General features: G+C 62.5%; 26 protein-coding genes. 14 read left to right on the top strand and 12 right to left on the bottom strand.

The window, feature by feature from the left end:
* The first annotated feature begins 100 nt into the window (after window positions 1–100).
* Entirely contained in the window at window positions 101–547 is a 447-nt protein-coding gene (locus AC1XDK_RS09500; RefSeq protein WP_483349611.1) for a hypothetical protein, read from the top strand.
* Between the two features lie 72 nt (window positions 548–619).
* On the opposite strand, the gene AC1XDK_RS09495 is transcribed toward AC1XDK_RS09500, so the two are convergent.
* The gene (locus AC1XDK_RS09495; RefSeq protein WP_395281633.1) at window positions 620–952 is read right to left on the bottom strand and encodes a 30S ribosomal protein S10; all 333 of its coding nucleotides are present in this window, start codon (window positions 950–952) and stop codon (window positions 620–622) included.
* Between the two features lie 192 nt (window positions 953–1,144).
* On the opposite strand from AC1XDK_RS09495, the gene AC1XDK_RS09490 reads away from it, so the two are divergent.
* Together AC1XDK_RS09490 and AC1XDK_RS09485 are read left to right on the top strand one after the other, a co-directional pair.
* A complete protein-coding gene (locus tag AC1XDK_RS09490; protein ID WP_483349610.1) occupies window positions 1,145–1,573 on the top strand; it encodes a bis(5'-nucleosyl)-tetraphosphatase in 429 nt (142 codons plus the stop codon).
* A gap of 122 nt (window positions 1,574–1,695) precedes the next feature.
* Window positions 1,696–2,124 carry a hypothetical protein gene (locus tag AC1XDK_RS09485; protein WP_483349609.1) on the top strand — a complete coding sequence of 143 codons (429 nt, stop codon included), beginning with the start codon at window positions 1,696–1,698 and terminating at the stop codon, window positions 2,122–2,124.
* 77 nt (window positions 2,125–2,201) lie between these two features.
* On the opposite strand, the gene AC1XDK_RS09480 is transcribed toward AC1XDK_RS09485, so the two are convergent.
* Window positions 2,202–2,468, bottom strand: a complete 267-nt coding sequence (locus tag AC1XDK_RS09480; protein WP_483349607.1) for a PGF-CTERM sorting domain-containing protein — start codon at window positions 2,466–2,468, stop codon at window positions 2,202–2,204.
* A 131-nt stretch (window positions 2,469–2,599) separates the two neighbouring features.
* Between AC1XDK_RS09480 and AC1XDK_RS09475 the strand changes: the two genes are divergently transcribed.
* On the top strand, window positions 2,600–3,643 hold the full coding sequence (locus AC1XDK_RS09475) for a DUF5787 family protein (RefSeq protein ID WP_483349606.1): 1,044 nt from the start codon (window positions 2,600–2,602) through the stop codon (window positions 3,641–3,643).
* Between the two features lies 1 nt (window position 3,644).
* On the opposite strand, the gene AC1XDK_RS09470 is transcribed toward AC1XDK_RS09475, so the two are convergent.
* On the bottom strand, window positions 3,645–4,145 hold the full coding sequence (locus AC1XDK_RS09470) for a DUF5797 family protein (protein WP_483349605.1): 501 nt from the start codon (window positions 4,143–4,145) through the stop codon (window positions 3,645–3,647).
* A 148-nt stretch (window positions 4,146–4,293) separates the two neighbouring features.
* On the opposite strand from AC1XDK_RS09470, the gene AC1XDK_RS09465 reads away from it, so the two are divergent.
* Entirely contained in the window at window positions 4,294–5,070 is a 777-nt protein-coding gene (locus tag AC1XDK_RS09465; RefSeq protein WP_483349604.1) for an enoyl-CoA hydratase/isomerase family protein, read from the top strand.
* 42 nt (window positions 5,071–5,112) lie between these two features.
* Here the strand turns inward: AC1XDK_RS09465 and AC1XDK_RS09460 are convergent, their stop codons facing one another.
* Window positions 5,113–6,363, bottom strand: coding sequence for an MFS transporter (locus AC1XDK_RS09460; protein ID WP_483349603.1), 1,251 nt, complete (start codon window positions 6,361–6,363; stop codon window positions 5,113–5,115).
* A 154-nt stretch (window positions 6,364–6,517) separates the two neighbouring features.
* Here AC1XDK_RS09460 and AC1XDK_RS09455 point away from each other — a divergent pair, with 154 nt between their 5' ends.
* The 3 genes from AC1XDK_RS09455 (at window position 6,518) to AC1XDK_RS09445 (ending at window position 9,339) form a co-directional block, all read left to right on the top strand.
* Window positions 6,518–6,775 (top strand): DUF5789 family protein, encoded by a 258-nt coding sequence (locus AC1XDK_RS09455; protein ID WP_483349602.1) that lies wholly within the window; start codon window positions 6,518–6,520, stop codon window positions 6,773–6,775.
* A gap of 58 nt (window positions 6,776–6,833) precedes the next feature.
* Window positions 6,834–7,145, top strand: coding sequence for a transcription factor S (locus AC1XDK_RS09450; RefSeq protein ID WP_483349601.1), 312 nt, complete (start codon window positions 6,834–6,836; stop codon window positions 7,143–7,145).
* A gap of 511 nt (window positions 7,146–7,656) precedes the next feature.
* Window positions 7,657–9,339, top strand: coding sequence for an acyl-CoA mutase large subunit family protein (locus AC1XDK_RS09445; RefSeq protein ID WP_483349600.1), 1,683 nt, complete (start codon window positions 7,657–7,659; stop codon window positions 9,337–9,339).
* 72 nt (window positions 9,340–9,411) lie between these two features.
* On the opposite strand, the gene AC1XDK_RS09440 is transcribed toward AC1XDK_RS09445, so the two are convergent.
* Both AC1XDK_RS09440 and AC1XDK_RS09435 read right to left on the bottom strand, forming a co-directional pair.
* Entirely contained in the window at window positions 9,412–10,512 is a 1,101-nt protein-coding gene (locus tag AC1XDK_RS09440; RefSeq protein ID WP_483349599.1) for a Vms1/Ankzf1 family peptidyl-tRNA hydrolase, read from the bottom strand.
* 156 nt (window positions 10,513–10,668) lie between these two features.
* On the bottom strand, window positions 10,669–11,784 hold the full coding sequence (locus AC1XDK_RS09435; protein ID WP_483349598.1) for an aminotransferase class V-fold PLP-dependent enzyme: 1,116 nt from the start codon (window positions 11,782–11,784) through the stop codon (window positions 10,669–10,671).
* A 96-nt stretch (window positions 11,785–11,880) separates the two neighbouring features.
* On the opposite strand from AC1XDK_RS09435, the gene mce reads away from it, so the two are divergent.
* On the top strand, window positions 11,881–12,264 hold the full coding sequence (mce, locus tag AC1XDK_RS09430) for a methylmalonyl-CoA epimerase (protein ID WP_483349597.1): 384 nt from the start codon (window positions 11,881–11,883) through the stop codon (window positions 12,262–12,264).
* Window positions 12,265–12,635: 371 nt separating this feature from the next.
* On the opposite strand, the gene AC1XDK_RS09425 is transcribed toward mce, so the two are convergent.
* Entirely contained in the window at window positions 12,636–14,552 is a 1,917-nt protein-coding gene (locus AC1XDK_RS09425) for a beta-CASP ribonuclease aCPSF1 (protein WP_483349596.1), read from the bottom strand.
* Window positions 14,553–14,852: 300 nt separating this feature from the next.
* On the opposite strand from AC1XDK_RS09425, the gene AC1XDK_RS09420 reads away from it, so the two are divergent.
* Window positions 14,853–15,329, top strand: a complete 477-nt coding sequence (locus AC1XDK_RS09420; protein WP_483349595.1) for a DUF7984 family protein — start codon at window positions 14,853–14,855, stop codon at window positions 15,327–15,329.
* Window position 15,330: 1 nt separating this feature from the next.
* Here AC1XDK_RS09420 and AC1XDK_RS09415 read toward each other — a convergent pair whose 3' ends face one another.
* A complete protein-coding gene (locus AC1XDK_RS09415) occupies window positions 15,331–15,735 on the bottom strand; it encodes a DUF7994 family protein (protein ID WP_483349594.1) in 405 nt (134 codons plus the stop codon).
* Between the two features lie 37 nt (window positions 15,736–15,772).
* On the bottom strand, window positions 15,773–16,408 hold the full coding sequence (locus tag AC1XDK_RS09410; RefSeq protein ID WP_483349593.1) for a hypothetical protein: 636 nt from the start codon (window positions 16,406–16,408) through the stop codon (window positions 15,773–15,775).
* Window positions 16,409–16,520: 112 nt separating this feature from the next.
* Here AC1XDK_RS09410 and AC1XDK_RS09405 point away from each other — a divergent pair, with 112 nt between their 5' ends.
* The 3 genes from AC1XDK_RS09405 (at window position 16,521) to AC1XDK_RS09395 (ending at window position 20,621) form a co-directional block, all read left to right on the top strand.
* Window positions 16,521–16,982 (top strand): 8-oxo-dGTP diphosphatase, encoded by a 462-nt coding sequence (locus AC1XDK_RS09405; protein WP_483349592.1) that lies wholly within the window; start codon window positions 16,521–16,523, stop codon window positions 16,980–16,982.
* Between the two features lie 394 nt (window positions 16,983–17,376).
* Complete coding sequence (gene proS / locus AC1XDK_RS09400) at window positions 17,377–18,834, top strand: proline--tRNA ligase (protein WP_483349591.1); 1,458 nt, start codon at window positions 17,377–17,379, stop codon at window positions 18,832–18,834.
* Between the two features lie 134 nt (window positions 18,835–18,968).
* Window positions 18,969–20,621 carry an AMP-binding protein gene (locus AC1XDK_RS09395; protein WP_483349590.1) on the top strand — a complete coding sequence of 551 codons (1,653 nt, stop codon included), beginning with the start codon at window positions 18,969–18,971 and terminating at the stop codon, window positions 20,619–20,621.
* Between the two features lie 22 nt (window positions 20,622–20,643).
* On the opposite strand, the gene AC1XDK_RS09390 is transcribed toward AC1XDK_RS09395, so the two are convergent.
* The 3 genes from AC1XDK_RS09390 to AC1XDK_RS09380 all read right to left on the bottom strand — a co-directional run bounded on the left by AC1XDK_RS09390 (window position 20,644) and on the right by AC1XDK_RS09380 (window position 24,221).
* A complete protein-coding gene (locus AC1XDK_RS09390; RefSeq protein ID WP_483349589.1) occupies window positions 20,644–21,645 on the bottom strand; it encodes a PstS family phosphate ABC transporter substrate-binding protein in 1,002 nt (333 codons plus the stop codon).
* 66 nt (window positions 21,646–21,711) lie between these two features.
* Window positions 21,712–23,628, bottom strand: a complete 1,917-nt coding sequence (locus AC1XDK_RS09385; protein WP_483349588.1) for a sensor histidine kinase — start codon at window positions 23,626–23,628, stop codon at window positions 21,712–21,714.
* On the bottom strand, window positions 23,625–24,221 hold the full coding sequence (locus AC1XDK_RS09380) for a response regulator (protein WP_483349587.1): 597 nt from the start codon (window positions 24,219–24,221) through the stop codon (window positions 23,625–23,627). Before AC1XDK_RS09380 ends, AC1XDK_RS09385 begins: the two co-directional genes overlap by 4 nt.
* A gap of 323 nt (window positions 24,222–24,544) precedes the next feature.
* Between AC1XDK_RS09380 and AC1XDK_RS09375 the strand changes: the two genes are divergently transcribed.
* Complete coding sequence (locus tag AC1XDK_RS09375) at window positions 24,545–25,234, top strand: metallophosphoesterase family protein (RefSeq protein WP_483349586.1); 690 nt, start codon at window positions 24,545–24,547, stop codon at window positions 25,232–25,234.
* The last annotated feature ends 6 nt before the right edge of the window (window positions 25,235–25,240 follow it).

Raw genomic sequence — 25,240 nt, 5'->3', positions numbered from 1 at the left:
ACTCGGTTACGCCGAGGTAACTCCGTAACCGGCCGCTTACGACCAGTTTATCCCGCCGAGACGCCTCCTTTCGAGTACGTACCACGGGGGGTGCGGAACGATGGAATCGAACGACTCGATAGAACTCCCGAACCCGCGGGATTCGCGGCGGGAGTTCCTGAAGAAAGGGCTCTTCGCGGCGAGTGCGGTCGGACTCGGAATCGCGGGAGTGGGAACGGTGGCGGCACAGGGAAAACGGGATGTACTGGTGTATTTCGACGACTACGTGGCGGACGCAGAGTTCCGCGTCGTCTCGATACTCCCGGCGACAATAACGGTGCGGATGCTCACGCTTCCCGGCGGGGGCGAAGCGCCCGAAATCTCGCAACCGGACGACTACAACGGCTATGCGATTCGGTACGACAGGGGAACCGGAAGCGTCGCCGGTGCCTCGTACCTGTTTACCGAGGAGACGCTACAGGAACGGACGAAATACGAGTTTTCGCGGGATGCGATGGTGTTCAGTAGTCGCCTCGGCCTCCTCGAAACGACCGTCAGACGTCCCTGAACGGTCTGGACCAAGCGGTCACTGGAACGCTCGTATTTCGGAATTGTACGGAGAGAGAAAAATCGAGGACGGTCAGGCTTTCCCCATGCCCTGAATCTGTTCGAGTTCGACCTCGACGCGGATTCCCGGCGGGAAGTCCATCTGTGCGACGCGACGCGAGACGTCGTTGTGCCCGACGATTTCCAACCGTCGCGTGTAGACGGTGTAGTCCCAACTTCGGAACTGTCGGCTCTCGTCGCCCGAGAGTGTCTTGTACTGTGGTACGCGATGTCGCTCCGGCGGGTCCGAGTGCGGTCCGCGAAGGTCGGCACCTTTTCGCCCGGCCAACGAACGGATGTCGGATACTACGTTGTCCAGAACGGGCCGGTTCCCGCTCTGGAGGAGTACTTTCGTGATGAAGGTCATGGCTAGCTCTGTAGACTGTACACAATCCTGCTACGTAAAACATCTGCTTCCGTCTCGAGTCTTTGTTACGATCTCTAATGGGGGAAATGATGGTGTTCTCGTCTGGAACCCGATATCGGAGCGCGCTGCTGGCACGAAAACGCCCGTATTGGTTCGACATTCCTTTAATGGCCACCCTCGTACCTGAACGCAATGGCAGTTAACGCTACGAGCGCGGGTGCGATCCTGTTCAGGGATACCCGCGGTCGACGAGAATACCTCCTCCTCAAAAGCCGACCGGGCGATTGGGAGTTCCCGAAAGGCGGCGTGGAGGGCGACGAAGAGCTACAGCAAACGGCAATACGTGAAGTCAAGGAGGAGGCCGGAATCGAGGATTTTCGGCTCCTCGACGGCTTCCGCGACGACTACAGTTACGTCTTCGAGGCGAACGGGACGACGATTCACAAGACCGTCCACCTGTTCATCGCCAAGTCGTACGAGGCCAGTGCGGAACTCTCGACCGAACACCGGGACCTGCAGTGGCGCGACTACGAGCAGGCGATAAACACCATCACGCAGGACGGACCGCGCGACATCCTCCGTGACGCGCACGAGTTCCTCGACGAGTACGAGGACGCCTGAACGGGAACGAAAACGCGGATTTCTCGAAGCACATCCACCAGTCGACCAGCGAGTAGTTCGTCCCCGAATCGACGTAACCACTCTCCCAGAAGACATTTGTTCGCTTATCCGACTGGTCTGATATGAATCGCCGACGGTTTCTGACGACGGTCGGGGTACCCGCCGCGCTCGTTTCGACGGCCGGGTGTCTGATGGGGGACAGTATCCCGGGACCGAACTATCCGGGCGGAACGCTCTGGCTCCACAATACGGCCGAATCTGACCTTTCGCTGACCGTCGCGACGGTCGATCACTCACCGAAAGCGACGCTAGAGGTGGAGCTTTCGGCGGGAAGCGGTGAGACGTACCTCCAGTTCGTCTCTGCCCCGCCGGGAACCGCGGTCACGCTTCGTGCTCGCGTCGAAACGAGCGAGAAGTGGACGACGTTCGAGTTCTTACCGAGTGGGGGCGGTGACGGCAGCGATACGCCGCCACAGTACGCCCGACTGGACGTTCTCGGTGTCGGCGGCGGCCTCGATTGGAGCGCGTGGGAAGGAGTGGAACCACAGTGAGGACGAATGCGGTGCTGGCGCTCGTCGGGTATCTCGAAATAGAAAGAACGGGTCTCTTGCCGCCGAGTCAGTCGGGTCTACTGCCGCCGTGCGAGCAGCGCGACCGCCGCGAGCGCGACGACCGAAATCCCGACGCCGAAGCCGGGTTGTCCGCTGCTATCGGTCGTCGTCGTGGATTCGTTCGACGTGGTCGTCGTCATCTCCGACTCGTCGGACGTTGTCGTGGCGTCCGTCGCCGTGGTCGTCCGTGACCCGTTCGATTCGTCACCTTGCACGTTCAGCCCGCCGTAGCCGATTTTGGAGGTGCTGTCCCCGGTTCCGGCGTAGACGGTTATCCCGTACATGTTCGCGGGGAGTTTCCCGTCGACCGCCGTCTCGTTTTTGACGGTGAGTTCGTTCTTTCAGTTATGCCAACAAATGTTTTTTGATATACCGGAGTCGAACCGCTTACCAGCGTCGGGAGAGAGGGAGGCGTATGGACGAATCGGAGTTCGTCTTCGAACTGCGAACATGCCGATGGGCCGAGCGACGCTGGCCGCCCGACGACGGCGAACGGGCCATTCTCGTCGCCCGACAACTCGGGACGAAGCGCAGGCGGTGGGACACCGTGGTCATCGAAGTGGACGCCGACGCCTTCGCTCGTCGGGCGAACTTCGGACGGACTCGATTGGACGGCGACATGCTCGACGTGGTGCGACACGCGCCCGAGGGGTGGGAGTGGTATCGGGACGCCCTCCCCCAACCCAGCTATCCGTGGCGGTACGTCCGCGAGACGATTCACGAGGCGGACGACCAGGGGATTCTCTCGGTTCGAAAGCGAGGCAACCGCCTCGAAATCAAGCGCCGATACGCGTATCCGGACTGGATTCGACGCATCGTCGCCATCGAGAACAAACCCGACTTGGACGCGGGCGCGGCCCGCGATTTGCGTCCGCAGTTGGAACGGGACGTGGCCCTCTCGTTGGCCGACGAGGTGTGGGTAGCGACGAACCGGACGGGCGAGACGACCGAACCGGCCCTCCTCGAATCCATCCCGGTCGAGGCGGGGATTCTGACGTTCGACGGTCACGAGGCCGAGGTAGCGTGGTACCCGCGAACGCTCGACGTGGACGCGCCGGGAACGCGAATCCTCGAACGACCGAGCGGCAGGAAGTACGACCAGTCCGCCGCCCGGTTCGAGTACGTGCCTCCCGAGGAGAAAGCGCAAAAACGGCTCGAAATCGCGGAACGGGCCTACGAACGGGGGTGGCGCACGTACACCCGAACGATGCGCCCGGACTGTCGGCACTTCGAACTACGGCGCGAGGAAGCGTTGGTTCTGCCCTACTGTGACGCGAAGTCCTGCCATCAAACGGCACGGGAGTGTTCCGGTAACTGTTCCGCGTTCGAACCGGAACCGCCGGCGTGGCGGCAGAAGGGATGGCCCATCGAGGGTGGACCGGGGAACGCCAGTAAACGACTGCTCGAATCGCGTCGAGAACGCTATCGTCCGAGCGGGTCGGAGTCGAACGCCGAGTGATTCAACCGGACTCCTCGACCGTGATGTCGTCGCGTTCGACGGTGAGTTTGAACGTCGGGACGGTTCGGTAGACGACTTCGACGACGCCCTTCCGTTTCAGACTCTGGAGCGCCGAGCGCACGTCGTCGACGTCCGGGTCTATACCGAACTCCTCGCGGACGGCGTGGAGGACGGAGACGACGCTCGCCGAGCGTTCGTCCGGGCCGGGAACGACGTCGAACACCTGTCGCTGGAGCGTCGGCACGCGGACCACGCTCGGAACATCGTCCCCGTCGTCGGCGACCATGCCGGGTTCCACGTCGACGAGGTCGTTCGCCTCCGTCGTCGCGCGGATGTAGCTGTTGTCGTCCCGGTAGTAGTACTCCTTCAGTTCGTTTTCGAGATACTGATGCACTTCGCTCCCGCTCTCTAACCCCCAGCGGTCCTGGAGTTCGCTGTTTTTGGTCGGTTGGAGTTCGACCAGATCTGCCAGTCGGTCGCGGGCCTCCTCGGACAACGTCATTGTCGCGTGATTATGACGGGGGGTTATTTGCCAGTTCCGAAGCGACACCGGCGTTCGTTTCGACGACGCCACCCGGTAATAGGAATCGTTTCGACGACCGACCCACCCGTCCGCAACGATTAACCGAACACCCCGAGACGACATACGCATGCCCGAATCGGACACGGTACGATACGAGTTTGCCGACGACGTCGCGACGCTGACGGTGGACCGACCCAACCGACTCAACGCGCTGAACGTCGAAACGCTCCACGCGCTCCGCGACGCTATCGATGAGGCGGAGTCGGATAGTGCCCGTGCGCTCGTCCTCACGGGGGCAGGCGAGAAGGCGTTCGTCGCCGGGGCCGACATCAGCTACATGAAGGACCTCTCGGTGGCGGAGGCACAGGCGTACGCCGAGTTGGGCCACGACGTCGCCGATTCGCTCGAAGCCTTCCCCGCGCCGGTCATCGCCGCCATCAACGGCTACGCCTTCGGTGGTGGCTGTGAACTCGCGCTGGCGTGTGACCTCCGCGTAGCGAGTTCGAACGCCGTTCTCGGCCAGACCGAAATCGACCTCGGCATCATCCCCGGGTGGGGCGGCACCCAGCGACTCTCTCGGTTGGTCGGCGACGAACTCGCCCGACGGCTCATCTTCTTCGGCGAGCGCATCGACGCACAGGACGCCCACGAGATGGGATTGGTCGGCGAAGTCGTCGCCCCCGACGAACTCGACCCCCACGTGGAGGAGATGGCGACCGACCTCGCGGAACGTCCGGCGTTCGCCCTCCAAGCCGCGAAGGAGGCCCTGAACCAGGTGCAGGAGGGCACCCAGTCGGCGGGGCTTCGCTACGAGCGTCGGCTTTGGAGTTCGATGTTCGGCACCCACGACCAGCGGGAAGGGATGGCCGCGTTCGTGGAGGACAGGGAACCGAACTTCGATTGAGTGGAAGAGGGAGAAACGCAAACGCGACGGGTTCGTTCTTTTTCAATCCTGTGGGGACGCGCGGGCACTGGACCCGGAGGTGACGGTCTCCTCGACTTGCGTGTAGACGAGGATGACACCCATTGCCGCGAGGAAGCCGCCCACTTCGAACGGCACTTGGAACCCGAACTTGACGAGGAACCCGGACGAGAGCGGTCCGATAGCGGTTCCGAGGCCGAACGCCATGGTGAGCAGGGAGAGTTGGGTCCCGGACCGTCCCTTTCGCGCGATGTCACCCGCGAGCGCCAGTGCGGGGGCGAACACGAGCGCACCGGCGATGCCTTGGACGAGTCGGGCGACGAGCATCTGGACCGGCGTCATGACGAACCCCTGTGCAACCGTCGCGGGGATGAGCAGGAGGAGTCCGGCGACGATGAACTGCTTTCGACCGTAGCGGTCCGTGGCACGGCCGATGGGGGCCTGCAGGGCGACCTGTGCGAGGACGAACGCCGCGAACTCGATGCCGAACCACAGTTCGTTCTGGCCGAGTCGATGGTTGATGGTCGTCTCCAGGGTCGAGAGGAGAGCGATGCTGATGGCCATGAACAGCGAGGCGAGCGCGAGCGTGAATATCGGGTCGAGACCGCCGCGCGACCCTCGAATCGCGATGGAGAAGTCGTCCGCTGCCTCCGCGTCGGCGGACTCGGGGTCGCTCACGAGCAGGGTGACGAGCGCGAAACTGACGAGCGCCCCCAGCGAGGCGATGTAGAATGCGGCTTCGAAACCGGACATGTGAATTCCGGCAACGGTGTACGGTCCCTGATGGACCAGCGCACCGGCCGCGATGGGTCCGGCACCGAACCCGAGCAGGCGGAACGTGTTGAACACGCCCATGTTCCCGCCGCGGTTCTCGTCCGACGCGAGGTCGTTGACGAGCGCGATGGTACAGGGGATGGTGAAGGCGACACCGATGCCCTGGACAGCGCGGATGGCGATGAGGGCGGGGTAGCCACTCGCAAAGGAGTACGAGAAGTTCGTCACTGCCAGAATCCCGAGTCCGAGGAGGATGAACACCTTCCGGCGCTCGGACCTGTCGGAGAGGTATCCCGCGAACGGTTGTGTGAAGCTGTTCAGCAGTCCGAACAGCGATAGGACGATACCGGTGATAGCGGTCGCGGTGAACCCGAACGCGTTCCCGGTAATCGCCCCGCTCGTGATGTAGAGCGGAAGAACGATGATGAGAAACGAGTTGCCAGCGGAGTCGGCCATCCGCGCTATCGCCAGCGCTAGCACTCGTCTGTCTACACTGAACATTCGGTTCGAAATACTTGCTACACGTTGAAGACAGTTATGACAGCGGCCGTAGTGACAGCTATTCGTGTGCTTGTGGGCAACGCACCCGGGCGTTTCCGCCCTCGAAACAGCGGCCGCGACAACAACTAAGCACGACCGCACCGTCTGTGATACCATGGCACAGAGGATCAAGTACAATCGTGTCGGGACGGTCCTTCGGGAACTCTCGTATCCGATTCCCCGGGACGACGCGGCCATCGAGTTGGAAGAAACGACGCTCGTCCTCGCCGACGGTGAGCGAAACCTCGGGGAGCTCGTGAGGGAAACCGACCAGGAGGAGTACGAGTCGGCGCGCGACCTCGAAACGGAGATCAACAACGTCCTGCCGCGGGAGGCCGTCGGCGAACCGTATCAGTCCGAAGGGGAAGGATAAGCGAAAAACGCGGAAAGCACGCGACTTAAATGGCCGCGTTTGTTAGTCCGGGACAACAATGGAGTTCTGTGACGAGTGCGGTTCCATGATGAAAGCGAACGACGGTTTCTGGGTCTGTGGCAGCTGTGGTCACGAAACCCCACGAGGCGATTCCTCGGAGTATGTCATCACCGAGGACCAGGAAGCCACCGAGATAATCGAGAGCAGCGGCGGCAGCAACGGTCTCCCGACGACCAGCGCCCAGTGTCCCAACTGTGACAACGACGAGGCCTACTGGTACCTCCAACAGATTCGCTCGGCCGACGAGAGCGAGACGCGCTTTTTCGTCTGCACCGAGTGCGAACACAAGTGGCGCGAAGACGACCACTAAACGAAGATTTTCACGGTCGGTTCTCTTCCACGCTCTCTACGAATAGGGTCTGCTCCGTCTGATTTCAAAAATAACGGCGGAGGGCACGCTTCTAAAGGTCCCCCCACGACACTGCACCGCGAAGGCCACTTCCTCCCCAGCCGATTCCTTCGCATGCTCAGTCATCCACCGTCAGAGCGCTGCTCTGACGTGCCATTCGTTCACTCCGGAAGACGCAAAAGCGTCTTCGGTGCCCTCGTTCACCAAAACCTCGCATGATAATCCACGACTCTTCGGCCGTGATGGCCTCAGGCTCGCTGACGCACGCGCCGACGTGGTCCGTCCAGTTTCGCGTGCCGCTGGTTTTCCGTCGTGACGAACACTGACAAATGCCTTCAAGACCCCACTCGTCTTACTGCCTTCCCCGTCTCGTCGGAACTGACGTCTGCACGTCGCGAACGACGGCACACCTTTTGTCGTCCTCGAAGTCGTCCGTCAATCCTTAAGACGCATCACGACAACAGTTCAGGCAATGTTTGACGCGGACGACTTAGAGGAGATCCGCCGGGGGAAAGCGGAGTGGGAATCGGACACCCTCGACCCGACGCTGGACCGGTTCGGCGAACGAAAGGAGGAGTTCACGACCGACACGGACGGACAGACGGTAGAGCGCCTATACACGCCGAACGACGTCGCCGACACGGATTACGAGGAGGACCTCGGCTATCCGGGCGAGGACCCCTACACCCGCGGCGTCTACCCGACGATGTATCGCGGGCGACTGTGGACGATGCGCCAGTACGCCGGGTTCGGAACGGCCGAGGAGACCAACGAGCGCTACCACTACCTCATCGACAACGGCCAGACGGGGCTGTCGGTGGCGTTCGACCTGCCGACGCAGATGGGTTACACCTCCGACGCTGCGATGTCGGCGGGCGAAGTCGGGAAGTCGGGCGTCGCAATCGACTCGCTCGCGGACATGGAGGCGCTGTTCGACGGGATTCCGCTGGACGAGGTGAGTACGTCCATGACCATCAACGCGCCCGCGTCGGTGCTGTTGGCGATGTACATCGCGGTGGGCGACGAACAGGGTGTCTCCCGCGGGGAGCTTCGTGGAACGATTCAGAACGACCTGCTGAAGGAGTACATCGCGCGGAACACGTACATCTTCCCGCCCGAACCGTCGATGCGCATCATCACGGACATCTTCGAGTTCTGCGCCGAAGAGGTGCCGAAGTTCAATACCATCTCGATTTCCGGCTATCACGTCCGTGAGGCGGGCGCGACGGCGGCACAGGAACTCGCGTTCACGCTCGGCAACGGCATCGAGTACGTCGAGGCGGCGCTCGACGCCGGGTTGGACGTGGACGAGTTCGCGCCACAGCTATCGTTCTTCTTCAACGCGCACAACGACATTTTGGAGGAAGTGTCGAAGTTCCGCGCCGCCCGGCGGATGTGGGCGAAAATCATGGAGGAGCGCTTCGGCGCGGAGAACCCGAAGTCGAAACAGCTCAAGTTCCACACCCAGACGGCGGGGTCGACGCTCGCCGCCCAGCAGATAGAGAACAACGTCGTCCGCGTGGCGTATCAGGCGCTCGCGGCCGTCCTCGGCGGAACACAGAGCCTGCACACTAACGGCAAGGACGAGGCGCTGGCGCTGCCGACGGAGGAGAGCGTGCGGACCGCGCTCCGCACCCAGCAGATTCTCGCACACGAGAGCGGGGCCGCCGACACCATCGACCCGCTGGCGGGCAGTTACTACGTGGAGGCGCTCACGGACGACTTGGAGGAGGAAGCCTTCGGACTCCTCGACACCATCGACGAGAAGGGAGGAATGCGCTCGGCCATCGAGAGCCAGTGGGTCCAGCGCCAGATTCAGGACGTGGCCTACGACCGCCAGCAGGAGATAGAGTCGGGCGAACGAACCATCGTCGGCGTCAACGAGTTCGAGGTGGACGAGGAGGCGGAGATGGACATCCAGGAGGTCACGGCGGAGGACGAACGCCGCCAAATCGACCACCTGAACGAGGTTCGAGAGGAACGGGACGACGGGGAAGTCGAAGAGACGCTGGACGCACTCCGCGACGCGGCGGAGGGCGACGGCAACCTGTTGCCGTACATCGTGGACGCGGTGAAGGCCTACGCCACGGTGGGGGAAATCTGCAACGTGCTTCGGGACGTGTTCGGCGAGTATCGGCCCGGAACGGCGATTTGAACGTCTCGGATGCCGATACGGAATCAATCAACCGTCGAAACGACGCGGCTAAATTCTTCCGCTTTATCGCGGCTAGTCGATTGGGAACCGGAGAAGCGCTCCGATACCGTCCCGTAACTCGTCACCGCCGTCGACGTCGTTCGGGACGACGACGAACTCCCCTCCCTGCGCGGCGGTCTTCCGTTCGTAGCCGCGGAGTTCCTCGGCCGACATGGTTTCCGAGGCGAGCATCGTCGCGACCCCTTCGTATTCGAGCGCCTCCTCGACCGCTTCCCGTCCGGAAACGGCCTCGTCCCCGGTTTCGAGTTCGGCGAAAAACTCGTCCAAGCGTTCGCGGACGTCTTCCAGTTTGGCGTCTTCGAGATGGTCGTGGGCCTTGTCCGCGAGTTGTTCGAGTCCGTCCCGAGACGCATCACCGACGGCGAACGCGTCGGTGACGATGCGGTTCCGGAGCCGATGGTCGAGGTAGTCCCCGTCGAGGAACTCCGATGCGGTGACGCTCGACCCACCGACGAACAGTCCGTCGACGGGGTCGATGTCGGGGCGTCCGGGATTCGCATCCGACCGGCGCTGTTCGTCGGCCTCGTCGCCCAGGAATTCTATCATCGCCCTCTCCGCGACGCGCTCGAAGAACTCACGGTGCGTTTGCTCGCGGTCGCCCAGTTCCCCGCTCGTCGGGTTTTCTTCCTCGTCGTCGCTCTGGAGCGTTTCAGCTCGTTCGACGTCTCCGTCGGTGAATCGTCCGAGTATCGCCTTCCCATGTTCGACGACGAGCAACCCGTATATCGACTCGCCGACCGTGACGCCGAGGGGTTCGGTCTCGAACTCGTTCGAGCGCTCGTATCGCTCTCCGGCGACCGGCGACGGGAGGTCGTCGAACACGTAGTCCACTGTTTCGGCATCGACGACTCCGGCGTACACCACGAGACCGTTCTCGGGCGTCTCCTCGTAGTCGTTGACGATTCGTCGCATCCGTTCGAGCGCCTCGGTGACGCGCTCGCTCGTCTCGTCGGCGTCGATGTACTCGGTCATCGCGTGTTCCTCTTCCACTCGTTCGAGCGCGGAGTCGATCGACTGCTCCGGCGGAACGGCCAGTGTGACGAGGTGCGGTCCGCTGCCAGTTGCGTTCGATACCTCTTCGATTCGGTCCTGAACGTCGTCAGTCGTAGACATGATATTGTGTGCGGAAGGCGTTTCTGCACCGGCCGGCAGGAATCGTACGCGGCCGGAAGCGAACTGTAAATCGTGATTCGAGTCCGTAGTCAGTTGAATCTCCTGCCTGAACTTTCAGCGTCCCGAACGACGGCGACGGTGACACTCCCGAAACGCTCAGACGTACTCCAACAGTGCGTCGATGTCGCCTTCCGTGTTGAAGACGTGAACGGAGGCACGGACCGAGTTCTCGGGATACGGAAGCGACCGGATTCGGATGCCTTCGGCAGCGAGGCGTTCGACGAATCCGTCCGGGTCGTCCACTTCGAAGGTCACGAGGCCGGACTCGTACTCGCCCGGACTCAACAACCGCGCGCCCTCGGCCGCGACGAGGCCGTCTTTCAGTCGGTCCGTGAGCGTTCGAATCCGGCGCTCGATGGTATCGTAGCCGACCTCCTCGATGACGTCGATGGCTTCCCCGAGTCCCGCGTACGTCGCGGGCGAAACGGTTCCGACTTCGAGCCGCTGTGCGCCCGGTTCGTAGGCGTACGCCTCGGCGTTGGGGTCCTCGACGCTTCGGTAGCCGATGTGGACCGGATTCAAGTGGCGTTCCGCGCCGTCTCGGACGTAGCAGAATCCCGCGCCGAACGGACCCAACAGCCACTTGTGACCTGCTCCGGCGACGAAATCCGCGCCCCACTCGGTCACGTCGGTCGCCATTTGGCCCGGACACTGCACCGCGTCCACGAGGACCAGCGCGCCCGCGTCGTGGGCGATATCGGTGATTTCGGAAACGGGGAGCATCGTCCCGTGGGTCCACGTGAGCGCGCTGAGACAGACGAGTTTCGCGTCCGACGCCGCCTCCTTCACCGAATCGAGGTCGAGACGGCCCTCCTCGCTGGCAAGCACGTCCGTTTCCACGCCATGGCCTTCCAACCGCTTCCACGGGAGGATGCCCGAGGAGTGTTCGAGGTCCGTTCGAACCACCCGGTCGCCGGACTCCCAGTCGATGGCGGCGGCGATTCGGTTGATACCGTCCGTCGTGCTCTGGGTCAACGCGAGCGTCTCGTCGGTCGCACCGAGGTGGTCGGCCACCGTCTCCCGCGTTCGGTCGAGCACGTCGAAGGCGAACGGGTACGACCCCTCCTCCGCCGGTGCCTCGTATTCGTGCCGTTCGAGGCAGGTTTCCACCGCCTCGACGACGCGGGTCGGACTGGGGCCGCTGGCACCCGTGTTCATGTACGTCGTTCGTTCGAGCGCGGGCATGTCGGCGCGTAAGGCTCTCGGCTCCATGGGAGATACCCACGTGCGGTGTGCCTAATAATTCCCACCTCGCGGCAACCCGGTGGAATCACCACCGTTATGCCGCGATGCGGCCATCGTTTTTGCATGCACATCGACCACCTCGGCATCGCCACCGACGATGCACTGTCCCTCGCGGAGACGTACGAAGCGCTGTTCGACGCTCCGGTCGTCCACGAGGAGGAGTTCGGCGGAATGTCCGTCGTCTTCCTCGACTTCGGCGGGAGCTACTTCGAACTCCTCGAACCGCTCGAAGCGGGGACGATTTCGGACTACCTCGACCGGAACGGGGCGGGTATCCATCACGTCGCGCTCGAAACCGACGACATCGAGGGCGCACTCGAAACGGCCCGCGACCATGGCGTCGAACTCATCGACGAGGAACCACGCCCCGGAGCGTGGGGCCACGACGTGGCGTTCCTCCACCCGAAATCGACCGGCGGCGTGCTCGTCGAGTACGTCGAGCACTAAAACCAGTCGTCAGCACGCAGTTCGTTCGCCGCCCTGAATCGCTGAGCGGGGCGGCGTCGTCGGGTCGACGGACGACCCACGCGTACGCACTCCCGGTGTATCCGTCACGGACGTATCCCACCAGTTCCTCGAACTTCGACGCCGGTTGCTCACGTGTACGTTCTTCGACTGGAACGTCGCCGTACTCGTCCAGCAGTCGATTCGTCCGACGGCCGACTGCCGTTCGATTGACTTCGGAAGCCATGATTCTCACAAATGATGGCAGAAATATAACTGAATGGGGAAGTGAGTACGTCTAACGGTTCCCCGAACGAAGTCACGTGCGTTCGTAAAACGGACGAGCGAGGCGTGTCAGCGCCGAGCGCGGACGTTCACTTGAAGCGGAACGTTTCCAAGTTCTTCGGCGCGAACGTGCGGATGTTGAAGTCGTGGTAGAGCGACGAGGAGAGGTCTTGGGTCGAACTCTCGTCACCGTGAACACAGAGGACCTTCTCGGGTCGCGGGTTCATCGTCTTGACGAAGTTCATCAGACCGGCGCGGTCGGCGTGGCCGGAGAAGCCGTCGACCGTCTCCACGTCGAGTTTGAGGTTGAGCGTCTTGCTCCGGTTGCCGCGTCCGTTGAGCGGGATTTCGTCCCATCCGCTCTGGATACGGCGTCCGAGGGTCCCTTGTGCCTGGTAGCCGACGAATACCATCCTGCTGTCCGGGTCCGGCCCGATGTGTTCGAGCCACGACATGATGGGGCCGCCCGTGACCATCCCGGACGTCGAGAGGATGATACACTGGTCGCCGTCGGCGACGTCCTGTCGTTCCTCCTCGCCACCGTCGATGTGGTTGAACTGCGGGGCGAGGAACGGGTTCTCGTTCTCGTGGAAGATGCGGTCCCTGAGGTCGTCACGCAGGTATTCGGGGTACGTCGTGTGGATGGCCGTCGCCTCCCAGATCATCCCGTCGAGGTGGACGGGCATCTCCGGGATGTCGCCGTTTCGCATCGCCTCCTCGATGACGAGCATCATCTCCTGTGACCGACCGACCGCGAAGGCGGGAATGACGACCTTGCCGCCCTTCTCGTACGTCTCGTTGATGACCTTCTTGAGCTTCTCCTCGGAGTCCGCCTGGTCGGTCTGATAGTCGTTCCGACCGCCGTAGGTCGATTCGAGGATGAGCGTCTCGACGCGCGGGAAGTCGTTCACCGCGCCGTTGAACAGGCGCGTGTCGTCGTAGTGAATGTCGCCCGAGAACGCCACGTTGTACAGGCCGTCGCCGATGTGGAAGTGGGTGACCGACGACCCGAGAATGTGACCCGCGTTGTGGAACGTGAGTTTCACGTCCGGGGCGATGTCGGTGACGTCGCCGTACTCCAGCGGGATGGTGTGTTTGAGCGCTTCGCGAACCATCTCGCTCTCGTACGGCGGGACGCGGCCTTCCTTCGCTGCCACGTCGAGGTAGTCGAGTTGCAGCAGACCCATCAGGTCACGGGTCGGTTCGGTCGTGTAAATCGGGCCGTCGTAGCCGTACTTGAACAGCAGCGGGATGAGCGCGCTGTGGTCCAAGTGAGCGTGCGTGAGAACCACGGCGTCGATGGTCGCGGCACCCGCGCCGAGCGCTTCCTCGACTTGGAGGTAGGGCACGTCGTCCGACCCCGGCTTGTCGCCGCAGTCGATGAGGATACGGGTTTCGGGCGTCGAGAGGATGAAGCTCGCGCGTCCGACTTCGCGGCAGCAACCGAGCGTCGTGACACGGACCCACTCCTCGTTGCTCATCTCCTCGCGGTGTATCTGTCTGCCGACCCGCTCCAAAATGTCGCGGCGGTCCTCGCGTTCCTGTTTCAGGAAGTTCCTGACGTTGGAGACCGTCGAGGACTCGATGGGCGGCGTTCTGACGACTTCCGGCGTCCAGCCGACTTCTTGGGTTATCTCGCGGAGCGTACTGCCGTGTTTGCCGATGACCATGCCGGGTTTCTCGGCCTGGATGACGACTTCACCGGTATCGGCGTGGAAATCGAGGTCCGTCACGCCCGCTTCGTCGGGAATGACTTCGAGGATGTCCTCGCGCGCCGTGTCGGGGCGGGAGAGAACGTCCGGGTCGGGACGAACCGTGATGCGTTTTCGCAGTTGGCTCGCCAGCTTTCGGATCAGGTCACCGTTGCGCGCGAACTTCTTCGGGTCGCGCGTGTAGACGACGAGTTCTGGTCCTTCGTATTTGACGTCGGATACCGAAATGTCGCTCGGGAGTTCGCTCGTAATCGTTGCTTTGAGGTCTTCGAGTTGTTGCTCTACTTTACTCATGGTGAAAACAGTCCGCTTCGTCCGTTGGGAGAGCGAATGCTGTTGGTCCGGCGTATCTTGGATTGTCGCAGACGGTGGTTTCCAACACCGTGACCACTACGACGTATACAGCACAGCATAGATTGTCTCGCTTGTTCTGCGGGATTGGAACATACGCGTCAACGCGCATACTGTGGTCCTGGTCTCCGAAAGCAAACTGCTCATGGGGGACACAGGAAAACCCGCTTATCCCCCTCTAAACGGTGTGATTATAAAAGCCTTCTCAAAACCCCTAAATCCATTCTACCCGACGTATCCCCCATGCAACTCACACCGGCCACGGTCGCCGACGAACACGAGTGGGTCCGCGAGCGAACCGACGTCGTGACCCTCATCAACGACGTGCGGGCGAACCTCGGCGAGGCGTTCGGTACGGAGGTCGACTCCGTCTCCGTCGATACGTATCGAAGGGAAGTGGACGAGGTGTTCGCCGACGGCGACGTCGCAGTGAACGTCGCCGCGCTCGTCGCCCTGCTTCGCGACCTCGATGTCGAAAACGACTACCCCGGATTCGTCGTGGACGAACTCCTCGGGCGGGAACTCGCCGGAATGATAGCGGGCAACCAACCGTTCCGCCTGCTCGGTGAGGCCACGTTCCACTACGCGGATATCATGCACCACGTGGACGACGAGGCGGCGGGCGTGGACGACTTGGACGCCGCCCTCGCCGCCGGATTCCAGACGCGACTGCCGGGGTGGGACTGGACGGAAGGGGAGAGTCCGTTTTCGGGACCGTGAATCAGGCCTCGGCGTTCACGTCCAGTTTGAAATGACGCCCGCCGCGAATCATGTCGACCCCGAAGAAACCGAGCGAGAACGCGCCGACGGCGTTCACGGCAATCCAGCCGAGTCCCTCGTCGGTGAGAACGCCGCTGAAGAGGAACGACGCCGCGAGGCAGACGTAGCCCAGTCCGGCTAGCCGATACCACTCCACGTCCCACGGCAGTTCGACGCCGGAGAGTATCAGGAGGAGACCACCGAGGATGCCGACTGCGAACTGCGCGAATTGCCCGAGGTGGGACAGCGCGTCGGTTCCGAGGAGGGCGAGAAACGCGCCGTTCACCAGCAGCAGAAACGCTCCGAGCCATTTGAACCACCGCCTCTTCGGTCCGGCAGTGGGCGCACGAACGACCGGCGCTTTCATGAGATAATGTTGGGTAACTGGCGTTAAATAACTTCGTTCAGCCGTCCTCGACCCGCAGGTCGAACCCCCAGTCGAAAGTGCCGGTCGGGTCGCTGAACTTCGACCCCGATGGGTGGACGGCAATCGGCACCTCGAACCGGTACGCTCCCGGTTTCATGTACCCATCGATCTGATAGTCGTCCCAGACGAGGTACTCGATTGCGAGCGATTCACCCGCTTCGTACGAGCGGGGCAGACAGGCGTAGTTTGCAAAGGCCCTCTGTTCGTTCGGACTTTCGCCCCGCATCCAGCGGTTGCCTTTTCGGTCCAGCCACTTCGTGTCCTCCGGTTCGTGAAGCCACAACCCCGGCGTTTCGCTCGCGCCCCTGTCGCGGTTGAAGGGGTTGCACATACCTTCGCCCGCGGAGAACCGCCGCTTCTCCCCTTCGTTCGTCACCGTCACTCGGAGGTGGGCAGCGTTCCCGGCCGTGACGGTCCCGTTCAGCAGTTTCACGCCGATTTTCAGTTCGTATCGTTGCGGAACCTCGTCGACCCGCGCGATGGACATCCGGCGTTGAACCTCGTCCGGTCCGAACGTCTCGGGCGATTCGGAGCCACCGACGTCGAGGGCGCGTCCGAGACACCCGCCGGACAGGGTCGTTCCGCACACCGCGAGGACCCGTCTACGATTCATGTCTTTCGATTGTATCCTTTCGGCATAAGTTTCGTGAAGGGTCAAACACCCGTTTCATCCACGATACGCGCCAGTACGGAACACTGATTGAGGTTCCGTTAGAGCAACGACCATGCAACCCGCGACGCTCTGCTACCTCGTTCGGGGCGACGAAATCCTCCTCATCCGCAAGAAACGCGGCCTCGGCGAGGGGAAACTCGTCGGTCCCGGCGGAAAGGTCGAGGACGGCGAGACGCCCCGCGAGGCCGCGGTTCGTGAGGTCGAGGAGGAAGTTCGCCTTTTCGTGGAGACTCCGACCAAGGTCGGCGAGTTCGAGTTCGTGTTCGGCGAAGAATCGGAGATGTTCGTCCACGTCTTCCGCGCCGAGGAGTTTTCGGGGGAACCGAGGGAGACAGAGGAGGCCGACCCGCGATGGTTCGACGTCGAGGACATGCCCTACGACGAAATGTGGGAGGACGACCGTCTCTGGATGCCACACTTGTTGTCCGGTGAGACGTTTTCCGGGTGGTTCCGGTTCGATTCTGACGGCGACGAGATGCTGGAACAGGAGTTGGAGACGGGCGTGGAGTTTTGAGTGTGAATTCGGGTCTATCGACGAACCTTATCTTATATACAATCCGGTCGTTCGCTACGAGTCGTGGTTGGTTCTGCTGTGGTTGCAAATACAGACGTCGATGAAACCGCCACTGCCACCGCAACCGCCCACACGCCTCCCCAACCGACTCCTTCGCATGCTCAGTCGTCCCTCGCGCTGGCCAATCGGCCCGCAACCGACCGCAGGTTACGGGCCTCCTGACGCACACGCCAGCGTGATTGGTCCATATCTCGCAGTCGAATGTCCAAAGTAGCGTCATCACTTCGAATAGAACTCTCGTAACGAAGCGAACGAACTTCTCGAACGTCCAAAATCACCACTCCTCGCGGTCGCTTCAGGAGATTTAAGAGTGCAACCGGACTGGGTAGGAGTAATGAGCAACGACGACCAGGAACTCGGCATCACCGAGTCCAAATCGTACAGTCCCGGCGACTGGTACGCCGAAGTCGTACTGAAGGCGGGCCTCGCCGACTACGCGCCCATGGGCGGGTTCATCGTGACCCGACCCCGCGGCTACGCCCTCTGGGAGGGTCTGCAGGACCACCTCGACGGCTGGTTCAAGGACACGGGCGCACAGAACGCCTACTTCCCCGCGCTCATCCCCGAGAGCTACCTCGAACGCGAGAGCGACATCGTGGAAGGGTTCGACCCGGAAGTGGCGTGGGTCACTCACGGCGGGCACGAAGAACTCGACGAGCGTCTCGCCTTCCGTCCCACCAGCGAGAGCATCATCACGCCGTTCATGAGCCAGTGGGTGCGGAGCCACCGCGACCTGCCACTTCGACTCAATCAGTGGTGTAGCGTGATTCGGTGGGAAGCCACCGACACCAAGCCGTTCTTCCGCACGAAGGAGTTCCTCTGGCAGGAGGGCCACACGGCCCACGAGACGGAGGAAGAGGCGTGGGACGAGACGATGACCCGCCTCGAACAGTATCAGCGCGTCTTCGAGGAGGTGCTGGCGATTCCGGTCATGCCCGGCCGCAAGCCCGAACACGACAAGTTCCCCGGCGCGGACACCACGACGACGGTCGAAGCCCTGATGCCCGACGGCAAGTCGGTGCAGGGCGCGACCAGCCACTACCTCGGACAGGGCTTCGCGGAGGCGTACGACCTCTATTTCACCGACGAGAACGAGGACGAACGCGTGGCCCACACTACCTCGTGGGGACTGTCGTGGCGCGCGCTCGGGGCACTCATCATGACCCACAGCGACGAGCAGGGCTTCGTCTGTCCGCCCACGCTCGCGCCCGAGCAGGTCGTCATCGTCCCCATCTGGCAGGAGGAGAACCGCGAGGAGGTGCTCTCCTACGCCGAGGGAATCGCGGAGGACCTCGAAGACGCGGGCGTCCGCGTCGAACTGGACGACCGCGACGAGCGCAATCCCGGCTTCAAGTTCAACGAGTGGGAACTGAAGGGCGTTCCCGTCCGCTTCGAAATCGGCCCGCACGAGGTCGAAGACGACGAAATCACGGTCGTTCACCGACCCGACGGCGAGAACGTCGTCGAGGACCGCGCGAACATCGCCGAAACCGTCGAGGACCACTTCGACATCGTGTTCGACAAGATGTACGAGGCGGCCGAGGAGACCCTCGAAGATAACATCCGCGAGGCAGATTCCCGCGCCGACATCCTCGGAACCATCGGTCAACACGGCGGCTACGTGAAGACCGCGTGGTGTGGCGACGAGGACTGTGAGGCCGAAATCAAGGACCAGATTTCGGCGGAAATCGTCATGGTGCCCCTCGACCGCGACGAGGAACCCTGCGGCGACGAGTGTTCCATCTGCGGCGACGAGGCCGAGGAGACGGCGTACTTCGCCAAGTCGTACTGAATTGAACTGAACTGGACTGAAGACGCGGATTCCCCCTTTTCTCGCCGAGGTGCCGACCGTGACATGTGAACCGTGGAGTAGACCATGATATGTGAACCTTGGATTAGATAGTCCCACGCGTGCAACGGGGTACCATGCCGCGGTACGTCACACTCGACGACTCGTACGAAAGCGCTCGCGAGAACTTCTCGTGGGACCTCCCCGAGACGTTCAACGTCGCACACGACCTCATCCGAAAGCACGACGACCCGAAGGGGTCAGTGGCGCTCTTTCAGGCCTACCCCGACGGACGACGGGAGACGTACACGTTCCACGACATCGACGTGCTGTCGAATCGGGTCGCCAACGCCCTCTCGAACCTCGGCGTCGAATTCGGCGACCGGGTCGCCGTCGCCGTCCCACAGAAACCCGCGAACCCCATCACCCACCTCGCGTGCTGGAAACTCGGCGCGATATCGATACCGCTGTCGGTGCTGTTCGGGTCCGAGGCGCTCGGCTATCGACTCGACGACAGCGGCGCGACGGTCGCCGTCGTGGACGAGGCCCTTCGGGAGTCGCTGGATGAAGTTCGGGACGATTGCCCCGACCTCGAACACGTCGTCGAGGTGGACGGGGACGCCGAGGGTGAAGACACGCTCGGATTCGAGGAACTGCTTCGGGACGGCGGGCGCTCGTTCGACCTCGCGGAGACGACGCCCGAGACGCCCGCCATCGTCATGTACACGAGCGGAAGTACGGGTCCGCCGAAAGGCGTGCTCCACGGACATCACGTGTGGGTGGGCCACTGCCCGACGTACTCGATGGTATTCGAGCGAAACGTCATCGGGAAGACGGTGGCGTGGACGCCCGCCGACTGGGCGTGGATCGGCGCGCTCGGCGACCTTCTCTTTTCGTCGTGGCACTACGGCCGCCCGGTCGTCGGCTATCCGATGGGAAAGTTCGATGCCGAGGAGGCGTTCGAAATCGTGGAGGAGTTCGGCGTCACGGACGCGTTCATCCCGCCGACGGCCATCCGAATGATGATGGACGTGTCCGACCCCACAGATACCTACGACCTCGTCCTCGACGCCATCAGCACCGGCGGCGAACCGCTGACGCCCGAGATTCTCGCGTGGGTCGAAGAGGAGTTGGCGGGCGTCGCGGTGAACGAACTGTACGGCCAGACGGAAGCGAACCTGCTCGTCGCCAACTGTCAGGGCTGGTTCGAGGCGAAACCGGGGTGCATGGGGAAACCCGTCCCGGGCCACGACATCGCCATCGTGGACCCTGAGACGGGCGAGGAAGTCCCGCGCGGCGAGGTCGGCCAAATCGCTGTTCGGAACCCCACCGAACCCGCCATATTCGAAGCATACTGGAACGCTCCGCGGAAGACCGAGTCGGTTCGCGTCGGCGACTGGCACCTCACCGGTGACCTCGCGGTGCAGGACGAGGACGACTATATCTGGTTCAAATCGCGCGACGACGACCTCATCATCACGAGCGGTTACCGTGTCGGACCCGGCGAAATCGAGAAAGCCATCCTCGAACACGAATCCGTCGAACAGGTGGGCGTCGTCGGTGTCCCGGACGATACGCGGGGTGAGATAATCGCGGCGTTCGTCCAACCCGTTTCCGGTGTCGAGGGGAGCGACGCGCTCCGCGAGGAGATTCGCACTCTCGTGGGCGACCGACTCGCGAAGTACGAGTATCCGCGTCGAATCGAGTTCGTGGCCCGACTGCCCCAGACGACGACCGGAAAGATTCAGCGCACGGAGTTGCGGGAGAGCGGTGGAAGAGTAACGGAGTAAGAGAGTAGCCCGTCACCCGAAACTACAGGGCGGCGAGCGTCTCTTCGAACCGCCTCCGGTTCGCCGTCGATTGAGCGTCGGTGATGGGAAGGTAGCCGATTTGCCGGACGAGGTTCATCGTCACTTCCTCCAAATAGTATCGACAGAACGCACGACACTCGGGTTTTCGCAGCGACTCCTTCGCGGCGTAGATGAACAACGGCCGCGAGAGCGGCGAGTACGTTCCCGACTTCGCCGATTCGAGCGACGGGCGGACACAGCCAGCACCGTCGTCGACGGCGAACGCCGTCACGGAGTCCTCGTTTTGAGCGTAGTACGCGTACCCGAAGTACCCGATTGCGTACTTGGATTCCGAGACGCCGGTGACGATGCGGTTGTCCTGTTCGGTCCCGACGTAATCGGTTCGGTGGCCCTCGCCGCGGAGGACCTCGTCGCTGAAGTAATCGTACGTCCCCGATTCGGAGGTCGGGCCGTACAACACGATGTCCTCGTCGGGCCAGTCGGAGCGCACGTCGCTCCACGTTTCCGCGCCGTCCGCTCGCCAGATTCGGGCGAGTTCGTCCACGGTGAGACAGTCAGCGTCGTCGAACTCGTCGTTTCTGACGACGGTTATCGCGTCCGTGGCGATCCGAAACTCGACAGGTTCGACGCCGTGTTTGGCCGCCAGCTCCCGCTCTTCGTCCGTGATTTGTCGACTGGCATCGTTGAAATCCGTCCTGCCGACACAGAAGTAGTTCTCGAACCCTCCTCCGGTTCCCGTGGACGTTACGGAGACGTCCACGCCACGGTTCGTGGACGAAAATCGGTTGCCGACCGCGACCGTCAGCGGATAGACCGTACTGCTCCCGGCGATACGGATGTTCCCGGAGAGAGCGTCCGTCGTCGTCGCCGTTCGGGTCCGTCTCGTCCCTTCGTCGCCTCCGTTATCTGCGACGCAACCGGCGAGCGCTCCCGCCCCGCTCAGGCTGGAGAGGAACGAACGTCGAGATGTCGACAGCTCTGATCGTCCCGAATCACGGCTCATACGGGGTAACGAACCGCACTATTCAAAAACACGACTATTTCAGATATATATTTATACTGAGTTGTCTCAGCACACGTCCCGGACTTCGAACCGAGCACCGCCGTCGCTGCCCTCCGTCACGCGGACCGTCCAACCGTGAGCTTCGACGCCCCGTTTCACGATGGGCAGACCGAAGCCGGTTCCCCCTTCGCTCCCGTTCGTCGTATAGCCCAACTCGAAGACGCGTTCCCGGTCGGGAGCGTCGATTCCCCGCCCGTCGTCCTCGACGAAGAATCCACCCTCCAACGCACCGACGCGCACGTTCGCTTCCCCGTTGCCGTGGTCGATGGCGTTCCGAAACAGGTTCTCGAACACGTGTCCCAAGGCGTTCGGGTCGGCGTCGAATCGGATCGAGTCGACGATGAGGAGGGTCGCCGATTCGGTCTCCACGTGGTTCCACGCTCGTTCCGCCGCGATGCGAAGGTCGAGGGTACGACGTTCGCCGACGCCGCCCCGTGCGAGAACGAGCGCGTCCTCGATGATGGCGTCCATCCGGTCGAGCGCGTCCCGAACGCGGGCGATGTTTTCCGAGTCCGCATCCGCCGCGACCATCGCCGCCCGACCCAGCGCGACGGTCAGCGGGTTCCGAAGGTCGTGGGAGAGTATCGTCGTCACGGCTTCGAGTTGGTCGTTCTGTTCCTGCACGTCGTCCATCATTTCGTTGAACGCTACTCCGATGGCCTCCATCGCGTCGCTCTCGCTTCGCTGTTCGACGCGTTCGCCGAGGTCGCCGTTCGCACACCGTTGCATGACCTCGCTGTACTCGTTCGCCTTCCGTTCGAGGTGGTCGGTGAGCAACTCCGACTTCCGTCGCGCTTCCTCGGCGGACCGGCGTGCCGCCTCCGCTTCCCTCCGCGCCCGCTCCGAGGTCTCTATCTCGCGTTTCAGGGATTGACGCATGGTTTCGAAGGCGCGAAACAGGTCCCCCAACTCGTCCGTGCGCTCCGTCTCGACCGTGGTTTCGAGGTCGCCTTTCTCCAATCGTCGCGCCTCCCCAGCTAATTCCCGAATCGACGCGACCGTGTTCCGACCGAACAAGGAGATGGCGGCGGCACACCCGAACGTGACCAGGAGCATCCCGAGAATCTGTTCCGAGATGTCCGTCTGGAGGGCGTAGGCATCCCTGGTCGGAACGCGGGCGGTGACGACCCAGTCCCTCGATTCGACCGGCGCGTACCCGACCGCCGTCGAGGACGACCCACTGCCCACGGTGAGGAACCCCGGGCGTCCCGTCACTCGCCCCTCGTCGATTCGGTCGCGCGTGAGGATTCGCTCCTCGTTTTCGGCCATGACCACCGTCCCGCTTCCGTTGACGACGACGAACTGGGCGGCGTCGATTCGGTGGAGCAGTTGCGAGGAGAGTTTGTTCAGGTTGACGACCACCACCACGGCGTGGTTCGGCTTGTTCGGAACGCCGGTGACGAACAACAGAACGGGTGCCCCGCCGTCGTAGGAACGAAACGGCTTGGAGACGAACACGCCCTCGCTGAACTCCACTTCGACCGAGGTGAGACGGTGTTGCCCGGACCGTTTCAACACGCCGTCCGCCGAGACGACTCGCGTGCTTCCGGTACTCGTTATCACGCTGTTCGATCGCGTGTCGACGTAGTACGCCGCCTCGATCTGGTCGTCGCGGTTGACGATATCCCACAGTTGGATCGTTATCTCGGACTGGTCGTCGCTCTGGAAGGCGGCGGACTCCGAGACGGATTCCATCTGCACCGTCATCCGGTTCATCCACTCGTTCAGGTTGTCGGCCTGTATCTCCGAGTTCGTCGCTAATTGCCGTTGGGTGTCGTGGCGAAGCGTCGACCCCGTGTGAAAGTAGATGTAGCCGCCGAAGCCGGCGACGACGAGGACGACGACGGCGAGCGCGACGACGAGTTTCGCGCCGAAACTCCCACGTAGCCGGTTCGGGACGACCCGGCGAAGCGGCCGAATCATCTATCCGTCGTCGTCTCCAAAGTGAGGTTCATTCTGCGAAACAACTCGGCGTAGCCGTCGGCGTCGCGGACTGATTCGCGGGACTTCGTCGCTCGCTCGCCTGCGGCGGCGACCGCCTCGCGTAAGGCCGCGTACCGGTCGTCGGCCTGCTGTTCCGACTGCGACAGGTTCGCTTCGAGGAGGGCCTTCTTCGACGCGAGTTCGAAGTACGTCCGCATCCGTTCGTCGTACGAACCCCGAGAGAGGAGACGTTCGACGAGGTCGACGACCTCGGCCTCCCCGAACGGTTTGACGATGTACTCGTCGAACCCCATGTCGATGACTTCCACCGTCGGCCTGACCCCCGTCACCATCGCAACCGGCGTTCGATATCCCCGACGGCGAATCGATTCGAGTACTTCGTCGCCGGACAGCCCCGGCATCTGCCGGTCGAGCAGTATCACGTCGACGTCGGCCGACAGCGCGTCCAGTGCCGCCTCACCACAGGTCGTTCGAATCAGCGTGTAACGATCACCGAGCCACGTTCGGTACAACTCGAGAACCGTTTGCTCATCGTCCACGACCAACACCGTCGATCGGGTGCGTTCACTCATCCGGTTAGAGGGGGTCGAATCGCCGTCTCCGCTCCCCCGTTGCTCTCGTTCACGAGCTGTCGCTCTCGCTGACCGGTAGCCGCTGGAAACGTGTCCGAACGCATATCAGTCCGATACTCGACACACCGGTCGTTAATCTGTTTATAATAGCCCTCTATATCCATCTCACGGACCAGTTTCCTCCGGGGTGGCCAATAGAATATATAGCCGTTAGTATTGCTCTGACGGATATCGAGAAGTATTATAAATCGTTTATTGCTCAGGCTGGCCTTCCTTCTTCGAAGGGCCGTTACTCGTTTCGACGAGCGGCCACTACTACAACAATGGTTTCGAGTCCGACGTTCGACGACGGGGTTCCACACGAACGAATCGACGCCGACGACTGGGAGGATATTTACGTCGTCGGCGACGTCCACGGCTGTTTGCCGGAACTCGAATCGCTTCTCGATACGCTCACACCGTCTTCCGACGACCTCGTGGTGTTCGTCGGCGACCTGATTCGGAAAGGCCCCGACAGCCTCGGCGTCGTGGAACTGGTCCGGGAACGCGACAACTTCCGCTCGGTACGGGGCAACAACGAGCAGAAACTCATCGACGGCGACGTCGACCTCGACGGGTTCGGTGAGGAAGAAACCGAGTACGTGCAAAGCCTGCCGGCGGCGATTTCGTGGGACGACGCGCTCGTCGTGCACGGCGGCGTGGACCCGCGAAAGCCGCTTTCCGACCACTCCATCGACGACCTCGAAAACACGCGGTCGCTGGCCCCGGACGGAAGCTACGACCGGCCGTTCTGGTTCGAGGAGTACGACGGGCCGCGCCGGGTGTTCTTCGGCCACACCGTCCTCGAACGACCGGTCGAACGGGAGCACGCAGTCGGACTTGACACGGGTTGTGTCTACGGCGGGACGCTCACGGCCTACGAGTATCGGACCGACGAGTTCGTCACTCGACCGTCCCTCAGGACGGGCAAGAGCAGAAGCGACGACTCCATCGTCTCCCCTCAATCCCACTGACTCCGG

The organism is Haladaptatus sp. HS23, from assembly GCF_056892285.1.
Note: the sequence above shows the minus strand (reverse complement) of the source record. Positions and strands in the feature narration are given on the sequence as shown.